The organism is Shewanella sp. Arc9-LZ (genome assembly GCF_010092445.1).
Taxonomy (GTDB): domain Bacteria; phylum Pseudomonadota; class Gammaproteobacteria; order Enterobacterales; family Shewanellaceae; genus Shewanella.
In genome coordinates this window covers 2823522-2837797 of sequence record NZ_CP048031.1, presented here as the reverse complement: position 1 = coordinate 2837797, position 14276 = coordinate 2823522, and the positions used below count along the sequence as shown (strand labels likewise).

Genomic DNA, 14276 nt, shown 5'->3' with positions numbered 1-14276 from the left:
GTAGTATATTGATATTATTTTTTAATCATGCCCTTAAGTACAATATTGTCATAAGTGACAAAACCTAAAATCTCACCCGCTTCAATCACCGGCGCTTTATTGATATTAAAACGTTCAAAAAGTCGAGCCGTGTAGCGTACGTCCATATCAGCAGACAATGAAAGCACTGGCTTTATCATGATTTCGTAAATGTTGGTACGCTCTGGTGACTTGTCTTTGGCTAACACTTTGCGGGCGATATCGCTCATGAGTACCATGCCGAATTCGTCATGCTCATTGCGTTTATTTACCACTAATATATTCACGTTATTGCTAATGGCTTCTTGGATCGCTTCGGCCACTGTGTGCATACCATCAACCATGACGTACTGGTTATTCATGACGTCGCGGTTACGTATAGGGGTTGTGCTACTCATATTTGATCCTCAATGTCTTTACTCAACTTTTGAACCTGATGGGCCACACCAACGGCATCCTCAACATCAATTTGTATCGCAATACCTTTGCCTGAATTAGTGTCAAATTCACCTACATTTGAAATGGTTTCGAGAATGTTGCGGCTCATGTGTTCTTCTACCAACCATAAAATCACATCACGCTGAACATCTAAGGTAAGCCCCATAAAGGTTTTCTTTTTTTCTAAGCCTTCACCGCGAGCATGATTAATTACCGTGGCACCCGTTGCACCTGCAACACGCGCTGCATCAAGTACCTTATCGGTACAGTCATCGTCGACAAAGGCGACAATTAATTTAAAGCGCATAGGTTACTCCTTAGTGGCTTTTCGTTTGGATAAATAGTCAACCGCTTGGGCGTAACCCATTACAGTGATCATCGGAAATAAACTGGCAAAGGCAATCAAGCCAAAGCCATCAATTAATGGATTACGGCCTTCAACATTGGTGGCAAGCCCAAGTCCTAATGCCGCGACTAACGGTACCGTTACCGTTGAGGTGGTTACGCCACCAGAGTCATAAGCTAAAGGGACAATCATTTTGGGGGCATAAAAGGTTTGAATGACCACCACAACATAGCCGGCCATAATGTAATAGTGAATGGGATCACCAACCACAATACGAAAACAGCCTAACGTAATCCCAATCGCCACGCCAAATGCCACTGACATTCGCAGACCTTGAATGCCAATGGTGCCACCAGAGACTTGGTTGGCTTTGATGGCCACTGCAATTAATGACGGTTCTGCGATGGTGGTGCTAAAACCGATTGCGGCGGCAAACACATAAACCCAAAAGTAGTCTTGCCAAATATACGGCTCATTGCCACCATCAGGGTGTAAAAACTCGCTGGTGGTCAATTGATTGGCCATGCTCTCACCGATAGGGAATAGCGCCAATTGTAAACCCACGAGAAAGAAGGTGAGGCCAATAATGACATAAACAAATCCGAGCAATACTTTACGCCATTGGTTTATTGGGCGTTTAAGCACGCCCAGCTGAAAGCCAAATAGAATTATCGCAATAGGTATGACATCACGAGCAGTCAGTAATAAAGTGCTAATCAGTTCATTGAGCAAAACCACTCCTCATTTTATTGGCGATAGTGATCACTGCAAAAACACCATGCCGTATAGCAATACAAAAATCATTGGACTAAGGCTTGCAAAAGCAATTAATCCAAAGCCATCTACCATCGGATTACGGCCTTTAATGACGCTTGCCAGGCCAACCCCTAGTGCAGTGACTAAAGGCACCGTAATGGTCGATGTGGTGACGCCACCAGAATCATAAGCGATACCAATAATGTTGGCTGGTGCAAAGCTGGTGAGGATCATCACCAACACGTAACCGCCAATAATGAGGTAATGGATTGGCCATCCCTTAAGAATACGAATGACCCCAAGTAAAATGGCCAGACCAACCGAGATAGCGACGGTTAATCGTAAGCCCATTGCATAGGAACTCATGGCTTGTTGGTTTGACTCTATCGCACCAGCATTCGCGGCAACCTGCGCTGCTTCGTTTGCAACAGCCGTAAGAGCAGGTTCCGCTAATGTGGTGCCAAAACCTAACGAGAATGAGAAAATAACTAACCAAAATACACTGCCTTTTCGTGCTAATGCTTCAGCCAGTGATTCGCCAATCGGAAATAAACCCATTTCCAAACCAAATACAAAAAATGTCAGTCCCAATACAATAAACACCACACCCACAAGAATAGATCCAAGTTGTGCAGGCGCTTGATGAAGCACAAATATTTCAAAAAAACTGACCACTAAGATAATGGGTATAAGGTCTTTGAAGCTGCTTAACATCGCTTGGAGCAATTTGATGATGGCTGACATCTTAGCTCCTGTAATGGTTTCGCTGACATAAATAGCCAGCAACTAAATTAGTGTGCCTATGGAACAATATTTCACAACATATTGTTTACAATTATTTGCAGTAAGTTGACGTAGGTCATAAAAATGGGTAAAAGTGGAGGGCTGTTTATTAAAATATTACTCGACCAGTATTTTGCGAAGTGCGAGAAAAGGTTAAGGATAAAATCAAAAAGGATTTAGAACGTTATGAAGACACTTTTACGCTTATCGATAGCAGCGGCTTTTATGAGCCAATTTGCTTATGCTGAACCAGCAAATACAGAAGCTTTTTCACACGCTTACCAGCAATACAATGTTTCTGTTGAAAACCACAACAACCAAGATACGCTGAAATATGCGCAGCAAGCCTATGAGTTAGGTCAAATTAAATTCGGTCAAGACAGCTTTGATAGCGCTAAGTTAGCCATTAATTATGCAAATGCGGTAATGGTTGAACCTAAGAAAAAGAATCAAGGCCGTGTTATTGAAGATGAAGCGACGCTTAAGGCGCATCAATTATTTACTTCTGCATTAGCTGTATACCGTGAAAACGTGACCGATAATGGTATCGAGTTAATCGATCCTTTGATTGGGTTAGCTGAATCGACAACAGATGATAAATACGCGAAAACGTTATTATTTGAAGCAATAGAGATTGCAGAAAAAGCTGACAATGAGTTAACGGTTGCCGAAGTAAAACTCATTACGTTTCATCGCTTATCGCATACCGAGTATTATACCCGCACAGTGAGAACTTTGGCGTTTGACGCTTACGATATTTATACCAGTAAGTTACCAGAGGATGCCATTAAACGAGTTGATGCTACTTACCTCGTTGCTGCGTTATATGATTCCATGGGTAAGCCAAGTCAAGCTATTACGAATTTAGTTGAAGTTATCAAACAATATCAGGCATTACCTTATAGCCATCCCTATGAACTTCGTGCGCATGCCTTGTTAGTGAAACTGTATGAGCAAAAAGGCCTAGGAGATAAAGCCACTGAGCATTGTATTGCGATTGGTAAAATGACGCCATGGAATGACCAACAAGAACAAACCCCGTTATTTAGAAAACCACCAAAATACCCGCAATCATATGCCCAAAGAAGAAAATCTGGTTGGGTGCAAGTTGAGTTTACAGTTGATGAAAATGGTTTTGTTAAATCACCTGAGATCATTGACTCTAAAGGTGGCACCCAGTTTGAAAAAGAATCGATAGAAGCGCTTAGTCAATGGCGTTATGCGCCTAAATTTGTTGATGGTAAGCCAACAGAAGCAAAATCTACCGTTCAGCTTGATTTCACCATAGGTTAATACCTAAGTCAGCTTGTGTTATACCAATCTCATTGGTTATGTTTAACTTAAGTTAACCAATACAAGCTGAGCATGCCAACACACACGACAACGAAGCTAGTTTCGATTAGGAACTGGCTTTTTTGTAGCTGTTTTTTACCTTGATTTAAAATAGTCACCAATTGGTTTTGTTTGTAAATACGGCAAGAGACTAATTCTGTTTGTGGATCGACTATTAATTGAAAACGACACTTTTTGCCATTATTAAGCAGTACATCATGCATGCTTTGTAAACCAAAGTTGAACTTGCGTGACACCACTTTGCCATTAATAAATACTCGTTCTAGTCCGCACCAATTACTCGCTTGCAACTCAATGTTGTCTTGATTGAGGTGGTATGTAAACTTAATCATAATGCTGTCCTTATCACATGATAGCCACGAGCCCTGTGTCTAATAAAAGCAGAGTAATGTGACATTTTCCAGCATATAAATATGAACAATTTACGAAATGAAGCTATCTAGTTGGCAAGCTTAGTAATATTTATTTTTTGGAAGAGCTATTGCCAAAATATGATTTTTCGGCATTTAAATATTAGCGGTTGATGATAAATGAAGTAGGGTTGTATGTCGGAATATACGGATAATATACGGAACTTATACATGAGTATTCGATCAAAAGGACAGTTCAAAAGAACAGTTCAAAAATACAGTAGTAACAGGCAGGTTGTTTTGTTGTTAATGATTAAATAGATGAAAAGCAGACCATTTACTTCACGTAATAGGCCTTCAATAGATCTTTCCAAGTAATAATGCCCACGATGGTGTTGTTGTCTAATACCGGTAAACACCCTATATCGTGGTCTAAAATAAGTCTGGTTGCTTGGTTGATATCGCAATGAGGGGCGATAGTGAATGGATTGTGAGTCATGACTTGATGAACCCTTTTATGCAGGGTTTCAGTGTCTCGAATTAATTCAGCAGCGGTACCGATATTAGGACTGAGCGCCCGTAGAAAGTCCCGATGAGACAATATGCCACTCAATTGCTCGTTATCAACCACGAGTAGATGATGAAAGCTGACATTGTCAAAAATTTCTTTGGCCAGTGTCAGCCGATCATCCATCTCTATGGTAACCACTCGCGTAGTCATGATGTCCGCGACACAGAGATGTTTAGTCGGGTTATCAGGTAATGTCTCTGTCAACAATTCAGTAGCAGTTGTCATAAGCGATTCTCCACGTATTTATTCTTTTATATCAGATAAATATCAGTGTAACAATCATTTAACGGCCAATGACAACGACTTACTCACGTTATAAGCTTGTATCTGGTCAAGATGCAATTTTGTTTTCAGGTAAATGACCAGCCAAGTATTTTTGATATTTTATCGGCTTTAACTGATGAATATCGACTAACACTAAACCATCGATACAGTCACCAAACTCTGCATCAATACCAAAGTCGAGAAACTGTACGCCATTGTTGTCGCACAATTCGCCATATTGCTTAAATAACGTCGGTACTGATACACCCATATTCGATAGCGTCCGTTTGAGTATTTTAAAGTTCTCAGCATAGTCATCGCCATTAAATAACTGATGCAATTGATGCTGACGTTCGTCGGTGAATTGATATGAATTAAATGAAGTCGCTAAAACGTGTTTGGTGGCGAAGTGGTGTTGGTAAAAAAACACCAGCATCTCTTTGGCGGGGACAGGTAGACTATCGCTTAGCGACACAGGCCCAAAGAGGTAACGATACTGTGGGTTTTTAATCAAAAACGCACCAATACCTTGCCACAAATATTCTAAACTACGGCGGCCCCAATATTTAGGTTGCACAAAGCTGCGGCCAAGTTCGAGTCCTTGGTCAAAATAGGGAGCAAACGCATCGTGGTATTCAAATAGTGATTGGCTATACAGCGCATTTTTACCAATGGATTCGTGGAGCATTTTGGCACTGGCAAAACGATAGGCACCCACAATCTCTAATTCGTCTTTATCCCATAACACTAAATGAAAATAGTGATTATCATATTTATCGGTATCGCGACGTTTACCGGTACCTTCGCCCACGGCTCTGAAGGCGATTTCACGAAGCCGGCCAATCTCACGCATAATAGGACTGCTGTGAGTATGCTTGTATAAATAGATTTGTTTATTGTCTTGGGTTTTACCGAGCAATTCGCATTGTTGTAATGCTTGTTGTAGCTCACTGCGTTTTTCAGGATGAGCAATGGCATTTTGGGTAATGAATAACGGACTGCGATTTTTACCAATGCGATATAAATGATTTTTAAGCAGATTCACTTTAGTTTTAAGCGGAAAGTCTTGAGTGCTGACAACTTCTTTTGCTATTAATTGGCCAATCCGCACTGGCATCACATGATCCATTTGTTTAAACATTTCTTTGACCAGCAATAACGTCGCTAATGGTTTGTAAATCATTGAAGCACCATAAAATGTAGCGGAGTTCTTTGCATCAACATACATAGGTAAAAGCGGCGCATTACAGGCGCGAGCCATTTTTAAAAATCCGCTGTGCCAATGTAAGTCAGTGACACCCGTAGGGCGTAAACGCGATACTTCACCTGAGGGGAAAATCAATACCGCACCTTCATTTTTGAGGTGATGATGAATTTCATTTAAGTGCTGTTTCGGTGTTCCACCAGTCATGTTACGTACTGGCAATAAAATGGAATGAAGCGGTTTAATGGCCATTAGTAATTCATTGGCAACGACCTTGATGTCTGGTCTCACCTGACTAATCAGTTTGATTAATGCCAGCGCATCAAGTGAACCGATAGGGTGATTGGCGTAGATCACCACTCGACCTTCAATGGGAATATTTTCAATTTCGTTATTGGGGACGCTGTAACTGAAATTCAAACAGGCAAGAATTTGTTCAACAAAATCGACCCCGGATAAATGCGCATGTTCGTTGGCAATGTCATTACACTGCTTTTCATGAAGCAAGTAACGCAACATGGCTTTAGTCGGCACGGCTAACCAAGGCTTGTTATGCACATTTGGCAGGTTTTTTTCGACCATATTATCAACAGTAAATATCATATTTTAGCCTTATTTATGCAACGTGCTGTTTTTGGGGCGTGATGATTGATGTAGCCTCTGAACTGCCAAAATCAATCGTGTTTACTGCTGTAGCTTGCAACGTTTGTTCATCCCACTTAAGCAACTGCACATCTCCAGATTCTGTCTCTGCTATGAGAGTACAATTTTCAACCCAATCACCATCATTTGCGTAAGTGATGATGTGGTTATTAATCGTATGCTGTGATAATTCTGGCTGATGAATATGGCCACATATCACCATGTCGACTTGTTTTTTAATGGCATAGCGCAGTACGGCATCTCGGTATTGGTTAATGGCTTGCTGAGCTTTGTTGACGCGGAGTTTTATGTAGCTGGCTAGTGACCAATATGGATATCCTAGGCGGCTTCTTACTCTGTGTAACTGACGATTTAGCCACAACAACACATCATATAAATGGTCGCCTAATTTTGCGTAGGTACGACTAACACATACTTGTGAGTCAAATTGATCGCCATGAAGTATTAAAAAACGTTTACCACTCAGAGACTGATGAATATGCTGTTTAACGAGGGTAATACCTCTGAAATGACTGTCGGCATAATCTTTGAAAGCCTCATCATGATTACCTGGTATGTAAATAACTTGGGTGCCACTACTGGCCAGTTCGAGGATTTTTTGTATCACTTTATTGTGGCTGTCGGGCCAATAAACACGTTTTTTCAGTGCCCAGATATCGACAATGTCACCGACTAAATACAAGTATTGGCATTGGCTATGATTGAGGAAATGTAATAAAAAGTCTGCTTTACAATCAATGCTGCCTAGATGAACATCCGATATCCACAACGCATGAAAATGCTGAATTTTGTCACTATGCGTTAAGTGAGATAAAGGTTGCCGTTGTTGATTGCTTTTTTTGCTGTGTGAGATCATCCGTCATTCACCCTAATACACAGATTGCGTCAGTGTTGATGTAGAGTAGGGCAGTTATTTGACGCTAAGGTGAACGATTTGTTGCAACTTGATGAACCCGTAACCAGCAATATCTGGAGGGAAGAGTAATAAAAAAGGAAATGCACAGGCATTTCCTTTTAGCTTTTTTTATAAAGTTATGTTTATAAATTGATTTTTATAAATGCATGTTTATAAAGTTATATTAAGGGATTCAAAAGCCTTAATATCAAGCTGATTAACTATCTTGCGGCATCAATAATTGCTTTAGCCATTTCATCGGCTACAGAACCGGTAGTGCGGTTCTCGCTATCAGCACGTTCAAAAATAGTCAGCAGGGTATTGTAAATCTGCTCAACCTTGGCGGTAGAGGCTGCAGCGTCATAGTTTTTCTCAAATGACACATTGATAATACCGCCAGCATTAATCACATAATCTGGCGCGTACAGAATACCCATTTGCTTGAGTTTTTCACCGTGGCGAACTTCAGCTAACTGGTTATTGGCACAACCGGCAACAATGGTCGCTTTTAGTAATGGCAAGGTTGTGTCGTTAAGTGTTGCACCTAATGCACAAGGCGCATAGACATCAACATCCTGGGTATAGATATCTTGTGGAGCAACAACGGTTGCACCAAATTCGGTTGCAACACGGTCAAGCGAGGCTTGATGAATGTCGGTAACAATGAGTTCAGCGCCTGCATCATGTAAATGCTTACACAAGTAATAACCAACGTGTCCCACGCCTTGCACAGAGACTTTAATTCCCTTTAGGCTATCAATGCCGCGTTGATGTTTTACGGCGGCTTTAATGCCAAGGTACGTGCCTAACGCGGTAAGTGGCGATGGATCGCCTGATTTACCTTCAAGTCCAGCAACAAATTCAGTTTCACGACTGGCTATCATGATGTCTGATGTCGATACGCCAACGTCTTCTGCAGAATAATATTTGCCACCTAAACTGTTCACAAAGCGCCCAAATGCAAGGAATAACGCTTCGCGGTCGGTTGTTTTAGGATCGGCGATGATCACTGCTTTACCGCCACCCATGGTGAGACCGGCTAACGCATTTTTATAAGTCATTCCACGAGAAAGACGTAATACGTCTGTTAAGGCTTCATCATCCGATTGATAGTTCCACATACGACAACCACCTACGGCAGGGCCTAGGTTAGTGTTATGGACTGCAATTATGGCTTTTAAACCACTTTGTTTATCATGACAAAAGACCACTTGTTCGTGTTCATCGAACGAAACATGATTAAAAACTGCCACGTGACATCTCCGCTTGCTAGCTTGTTAAAGTAAAGTTCTCACACCTTCTGTTAATTGAGTACAAAAGGCGCAAACGACTGCTTGTTATATTTATTGCAGCACGATAGCATTTAGCGATACTCTCAACAAAGCATGATTTAGTTATTTTTGTCATTGATGTGGAAATTTAGCTTGCCACCTTACGTAAACGTAAAGTAACTTATGTTGCATCAGTGTTTTTGAGATTGAATATCAGGTTGCATTTTTGTTCTAACCTGTAATATAACAATAAGATAGGAAGTATTATGACTGAAGAAGTAGCAGAGCCGGTTGCACAGCCAACACCAGAGCCTGAGGCATTAAGACAAGAGTGGGTTCGTACTCAATTTCAAAAGGCGAACCGTTTTTTGGCTGAGAAAGGGGTGATCCCAAGTAAAGTACTTGCTGACGAAAGCCGTTATCTTGCTCCTTATTTAGCCATTTGGAAGATGGAATCGAAGCAACCTAAAAAACAAACATTTTGGGTAATGTCTGGTGATTTACCTTCGGATTATGTTGATGTGAAAGTCGCGGCAACAGCTCGTGATGCGATTAGACATTTTTCAATGATGTGGCAACTTAAAGCAGAGAACTTGCACAAGTCGGGTGTAACCAAAGATCCTACTCAACTTAAGTTTGCACAATTATTGGTGTCGCGAGCAGAAAGCTTATATAAAATGAATCAAGATGAGAAACTGTGGGGGTAATGCCCTAAGCCACTAGTAACTTGACGTAATAAACATAAAAAAGGCACTCACAGTGCCTTTTTTTATTATCTTGAGCTTGATGGATCATATCGATGAGCTCTTGTTGATAGCCGCCATCAAGCTCAGTGACTTATATGCTAATGATTACTCGCAATCGTCTTCGGCTAAATAGAATAACCCTTGATTGAGTAATTCGGTTAGAACATCCATTGCCGCTGGGTTGGCTGTGAATAAACCAGCCTCTTCAGGCGTGATCCTTACCTGGTTAGCCAATAGTTGTAACATGTCATTTGTAACATTAGTAAAGGTGTACACTTCACCATTAATAAACAAACGCTGCTCATTATCATTTTCTAACTGCAATACTTTCAAACCACCAATGCGTTGAATTATCGCGCCTTGCTCAATCGCTTCCAATAACTCATCGGCCGTTAATGGCTCTTCGCCTTCACAGATATCAAGTTCGAAACGATTTTGACTCAGTAGCTTACCTAGCATGGTTTGATAGCTGGCTGGATCTTGAGCCAATTGGGTCAATAAATCCATAATACCCTGCTGGTGTGATTGGCTAATCATCCCTGGTGTTGCTGGCTCATCCACAGAATTAAAACGTTTTTGGCCTTGGTTGCTGTCGATTAAACTATCCGCGAGTTCAGTTAATAATTCTTGTTGGCTAGGCGCTCTAAAACCAATCGAATATGACAAGGCGAGCGATAGTGTTTCGCCGCAATGTGGGTATCCTGGTGGAATGTAGAGCACGTCGCCTTTTTGCAATACCACATCGATAATCGGTTCAAAGTCGTCAACTAGCGGTGAGTTAGGGTTATCGCCGCGACGCTTATGTTGACCTTTGTCGCCCACTTTCCAACGACGTTCGCCATCGCCTTGAATGATAAACACATCGTAGTTATCGATATGCGGCCCAACACCACCACCTGGCGTGGCAAATGATGCCATTAGGTCATCAAAGCGCCAGTCTGGTAAAAATCGAAATGCTTCGACTAAAGCCTGTGAGTCAGGGTACCAATGGTTGACGGCTTGAACTAATAGCTGCCAGTTGTCTTCACCAAATTGGTCATAGTCTTCAAATGGACCTTGGACTACGTCCCAGTCATCACCTTTTGTGACCACAACGCGTGATGATATTTCTTCTTCACAGGCTAGGCCGGCAAGTTCATCTGCTGCGATAGGATCTTCAAAGTCGATAAAAGCCTGTTTGATAACAAGTGGTTTTTGCTGCCAATGCTGTTTAATAAAGGCTTGGGTATCAATATTTAATGTGTACATCATTGACCTCAGGTCGAGATAATTAACGAGTGGTAATACAATAAAAAAGCGGCCACATATGCGACCGCTAATGTTATGTATAAGCTTATAAGACTATTTTAGCTCATCAACAAAGGCTTCTGCGCGGCCAATGTAGTTTGCTGGGGTCATCTTTTTCAATTCAATTTTTACGTGTTCTGGTAATTCAAGACCATCGATGAATACTGCAAGTTGTGCAGCATCAATACGTTTGCCACGCGTCAGTTCTTTTAACTTCTCATACGGTTTTTCAATACCGTAACGACGCATTACGGTTTGTACTGGCTCTGCCAATACTTCCCAGTTTTTGTCTAATTCAGCTAAAAGTTGTGCTTCATTCACTTCTAACTTGCTAATGCCTTTCAAGGTTGCTTGATATGCAATTAACGAGTGAGCCATACCAACGCCTAAGTTACGTAACACGGTTGAGTCAGTTAGGTCACGTTGCCATCTTGAAACGGGTAATTTAGCGGCTAAATGTTGCATTAGCGCGTTAGCGATACCTAAGTTACCTTCCGAGTTTTCAAAATCAATTGGATTGACTTTGTGCGGCATCGTTGATGAACCAATTTCGCCTGCGATAGTGCGCTGCTTAAAGTGGCCTAGTGCAACATAACCCCAAATATCACGATCAAAATCGATTAGGATGGTGTTGAAACGAGCAATGGCATCGAACAATTCAGCAATGTAATCATGTGGCTCAATCTGAGTGGTATACGCGTTCCAATTAATGCCAAGGCTGGTGACAAAACGCTGTGACAACTCATGCCAGTTTACTTCTGGGTATGCAGAGATGTGTGCGTTGTAGTTACCGACTGCACCGTTAATTTTACCCATAATTTCAACAGCGTTGATTTGGTTTAATTGACGATCTAAACGTACTGCAACGTTAGCCATCTCTTTACCAAGTGTAGATGGTGATGCTGGTTGGCCGTGGGTGCGTGACATTAACGGCACGCTTTTATTGTCATGCGCTAATTTTTTGATCGCATCAATAATCTGCTGACAATGCGGCACTAGCACTTGTTCACGCGCTTCTTTTAACATTAAGCCATGAGATAAGTTGTTAATGTCTTCAGAGGTACAGGCAAAATGGACAAATTCATCAATGGCGACTAACTCGGCATTATTGGCAATTTGTTCTTTAATAAAGTACTCAACCGCTTTAACGTCGTGATTGGTGGTGCTTTCAATCGCTTTAACGCGCAGGGCGTCTTGTTCGCTAAAGTTGTCCTTGATGCTGTCTAGCACGGCAAGGGCGGTTTCGCTAAAAGGGGGAACTTCTTCAATCTCTGGGCAGCTAGATAATAGCTTTAACCAGTTGATTTCAACTTGAACACGGTACTTAGTAAGACCGAACTCGCTGAAAATCCCTCGTAATGAGGCGGTTTTACTACCATAACGACCGTCTACCGGAGAGATAGCAGTTAGTGCGGAAAGATCCATTTGAAGCTCCTTGATGAACTTTGTTGTAGGGTGATTCGATTAATTGTTATTTTGGCTTTGTTTTGCTGTATCAAATATGGCCTTACGGGCAAACACTAAATGGCGGCGTTTGCCACCTAATTGGCGCCATAATACTGCACTGCGCATTGCAGCAAGCAGTAACGCACGAATTTTGTTTTGCACCTGAGGCTGTTTTAAGCAATCGGGATTACCTGATATTTGTAATTTAGGGCCTAATTCACTGATGATATCACTGTAAATACTGGCAAAATTGGCAAGTACTTGTTCATCGGTAATCGCAAAATGTGCCAGTTGGCGATGCACTTGATTGATGCGCTCTGCCAGCATACCCAAACCATTGGGCGAGCGGGCAAGCTTACGTTCAAGCGCTAATACGCCAACTAAGTAACGAGTGGTTTCGACATCTTTGTTACTGCCATCGCCGAGCTGATTTTGAATCAGTTGGTAGCCATTATCTAAAATGGCTTTATCTTGATAGACCTCAACTGTCGATTCAGGCTCTGTGACTAAAATAGTATTAAGCGTAGCAGCTAAGGCGTCTTTGTCACTTTCGCCGTGGCGTGCTAAATACTGCACTTGGCCAATCGCTTGTAAAATACCCGCGAAGGCCATAGTGCGTTCAAACAAGATGTTGTCTGGAGTTTGGCTCACGGATTATCCTCGAATTAAAGTATCGATTATGCCGCCACCTAAACAGATGTCACCATCATAAAACACGGCTGATTGCCCAGGGGTCACTGCGGCAACCGCCTCATCAAACATCACCGTAATATTGTCTGCGTCATCATAGGTGAGGGTACATCCAACATCACGTTGACGATAACGGGTCTTTACCGTAATCGTGCTGTTATTGGCTGGACCTTTACGATCAACCCAATGGAGCTGATTGACAGTCATACCTGTTGACATTAAACGAGGGTGATTGCCGCCTTGCGCCACAATAAGCACATTACGGACTAAATCTTTTTCGACCACATACCATGGGTCTTCATTGCTGTTTTTTAGTCCACCAATGCCAAGGCCTTTGCGTTGTCCAAGTGTGTGATACATCAACCCTTGATGTGTACCAATCACTTCACCTTCCGATGTTTCGATATCACCAGGTTGTGCTGGTAAATACGTTGCTAAGAAGTCAGTAAATTTACGTTCACCAATAAAGCATATGCCAGTGCTGTCTTTTTTGTCGTGAGTAATGAGTCCCAATTTTTGGGCTATTTCGCGTACTTGATGTTTTTCAAGTTCACCGACAGGGAACAAGCTACGGGCAACTTGTTCGTGGCTTAAGGTGTATAAGAAGTAACTTTGATCTTTATTGCCATCAACCCCACGGAGCATTTCAACGCTGCCATCGCTATTATCACGACGACGAACATAATGGCCCATGGCGATATAATCGGCGTCTAAAATGTCGTCGGCAAATTCAAGAAATGCTTTAAATTTGATTTCTTTATTACACATGATATCGGGATTAGGCGTGCGGCCTGCTTTGTATTCTGCTAAGAAGTATTCGAATACGTTATCCCAGTATTCGGCAGCAAAATTGACGGTGTGCATTTTTATACCTAGCTTGTCGCAAACCGCTTGAGCATCTTTTAAATCATCTGCTGCAGCGCAATATTCATCAGTATCGTCTTCTTCCCAGTTCTTCATAAACAGACCTTCAACTTCGTAGCCTTGCTGCATTAACAAGTAAGCTGATACTGAAGAGTCCACACCGCCGGACATGCCGACAATGACTTTTTTTCCGTTTGAAGTAGGGCTGAGTGATGTCATAAATCCTAAAAACCTTGAAGAAAGATAATGTATATATTGTGCCGCAATGCCGATGTTTCAAGGCGATTGTGCTAGATTTTTGCTAGTCGTTAACTTGAATACTATTAGTTGC

At 41.8% G+C, this 14276-nt stretch carries 15 protein-coding genes; 2 read left to right on the top strand and 13 right to left on the bottom strand.

The window, feature by feature from the left end; translation table 11 throughout:
- Positions 1-14: 14 nt before the first annotated feature.
- Genes GUY17_RS12135 through GUY17_RS12120 form a run of 4 tightly spaced genes read right to left on the bottom strand, consistent with a single transcriptional unit; the run spans position 15 to position 2302 of the window.
- Complete coding sequence (locus tag GUY17_RS12135; RefSeq protein WP_101086943.1) at positions 15-416, bottom strand: CBS domain-containing protein; 402 nt, start codon at positions 414-416, stop codon at positions 15-17.
- The gene (locus tag GUY17_RS12130; protein ID WP_011637728.1) at positions 413-763 is read right to left on the bottom strand and encodes a P-II family nitrogen regulator; all 351 of its coding nucleotides are present in this window, start codon (positions 761-763) and stop codon (positions 413-415) included. The genes GUY17_RS12135 and GUY17_RS12130 overlap by 4 nt, the downstream gene beginning before the upstream one ends.
- 3 nt (positions 764-766) lie before the next feature.
- Positions 767-1540: a DUF1538 domain-containing protein gene (locus GUY17_RS12125; protein ID WP_101086944.1), complete on the bottom strand. Its 774-nt coding sequence runs from the start codon at positions 1538-1540 to the stop codon at positions 767-769.
- Positions 1541-1564: 24 nt separating this feature from the next.
- Positions 1565-2302, bottom strand: a complete 738-nt coding sequence (locus GUY17_RS12120; RefSeq protein ID WP_101086945.1) for a DUF1538 domain-containing protein — start codon at positions 2300-2302, stop codon at positions 1565-1567.
- A 225-nt stretch (positions 2303-2527) separates the two neighbouring features.
- Between GUY17_RS12120 and GUY17_RS12115 the strand changes: the two genes are divergently transcribed.
- Positions 2528-3634 carry an energy transducer TonB gene (locus tag GUY17_RS12115; protein ID WP_162023300.1) on the top strand — a complete coding sequence of 369 codons (1107 nt, stop codon included), beginning with the start codon at positions 2528-2530 and terminating at the stop codon, positions 3632-3634.
- A gap of 47 nt (positions 3635-3681) precedes the next feature.
- Here the strand turns inward: GUY17_RS12115 and GUY17_RS12110 are convergent, their stop codons facing one another.
- The 5 genes from GUY17_RS12110 to GUY17_RS12090 all read right to left on the bottom strand — a co-directional run bounded on the left by GUY17_RS12110 (position 3682) and on the right by GUY17_RS12090 (position 8894).
- On the bottom strand, positions 3682-4026 hold the full coding sequence (locus GUY17_RS12110) for a hypothetical protein (RefSeq protein ID WP_101086947.1): 345 nt from the start codon (positions 4024-4026) through the stop codon (positions 3682-3684).
- A gap of 355 nt (positions 4027-4381) precedes the next feature.
- Positions 4382-4840 carry a CBS domain-containing protein gene (locus tag GUY17_RS12105; protein WP_101086948.1) on the bottom strand — a complete coding sequence of 153 codons (459 nt, stop codon included), beginning with the start codon at positions 4838-4840 and terminating at the stop codon, positions 4382-4384.
- Positions 4841-4946: 106 nt separating this feature from the next.
- A complete protein-coding gene (locus tag GUY17_RS12100) occupies positions 4947-6686 on the bottom strand; it encodes a lysophospholipid acyltransferase family protein (protein ID WP_162023299.1) in 1740 nt (579 codons plus the stop codon).
- A 13-nt stretch (positions 6687-6699) separates the two neighbouring features.
- Entirely contained in the window at positions 6700-7602 is a 903-nt protein-coding gene (locus GUY17_RS12095; protein ID WP_101086950.1) for a UDP-2,3-diacylglucosamine diphosphatase, read from the bottom strand.
- 260 nt (positions 7603-7862) lie between these two features.
- A complete protein-coding gene (locus tag GUY17_RS12090; protein WP_101086951.1) occupies positions 7863-8894 on the bottom strand; it encodes a Glu/Leu/Phe/Val dehydrogenase dimerization domain-containing protein in 1032 nt (343 codons plus the stop codon).
- Positions 8895-9178: 284 nt separating this feature from the next.
- On the opposite strand from GUY17_RS12090, the gene GUY17_RS12085 reads away from it, so the two are divergent.
- Positions 9179-9619, top strand: coding sequence for a DUF4826 family protein (locus tag GUY17_RS12085; RefSeq protein ID WP_101086952.1), 441 nt, complete (start codon positions 9179-9181; stop codon positions 9617-9619).
- A gap of 144 nt (positions 9620-9763) precedes the next feature.
- On the opposite strand, the gene GUY17_RS12080 is transcribed toward GUY17_RS12085, so the two are convergent.
- The 4 genes from GUY17_RS12080 to mnmA all read right to left on the bottom strand — a co-directional run bounded on the left by GUY17_RS12080 (position 9764) and on the right by mnmA (position 14164).
- Positions 9764-10906: a cupin domain-containing protein gene (locus GUY17_RS12080; protein ID WP_162024353.1), complete on the bottom strand. Its 1143-nt coding sequence runs from the start codon at positions 10904-10906 to the stop codon at positions 9764-9766.
- Positions 10907-10999: 93 nt separating this feature from the next.
- Positions 11000-12370, bottom strand: coding sequence for an adenylosuccinate lyase (gene purB / locus GUY17_RS12075; RefSeq protein ID WP_101086954.1), 1371 nt, complete (start codon positions 12368-12370; stop codon positions 11000-11002).
- Between the two features lie 39 nt (positions 12371-12409).
- The gene (gene hflD / locus GUY17_RS12070; RefSeq protein WP_281047853.1) at positions 12410-13042 is read right to left on the bottom strand and encodes a high frequency lysogenization protein HflD; all 633 of its coding nucleotides are present in this window, start codon (positions 13040-13042) and stop codon (positions 12410-12412) included.
- 3 nt (positions 13043-13045) lie between these two features.
- Positions 13046-14164, bottom strand: a complete 1119-nt coding sequence (mnmA, locus tag GUY17_RS12065) for a tRNA 2-thiouridine(34) synthase MnmA (protein ID WP_101086955.1) — start codon at positions 14162-14164, stop codon at positions 13046-13048.
- Positions 14165-14276: the final 112 nt, after the last annotated feature.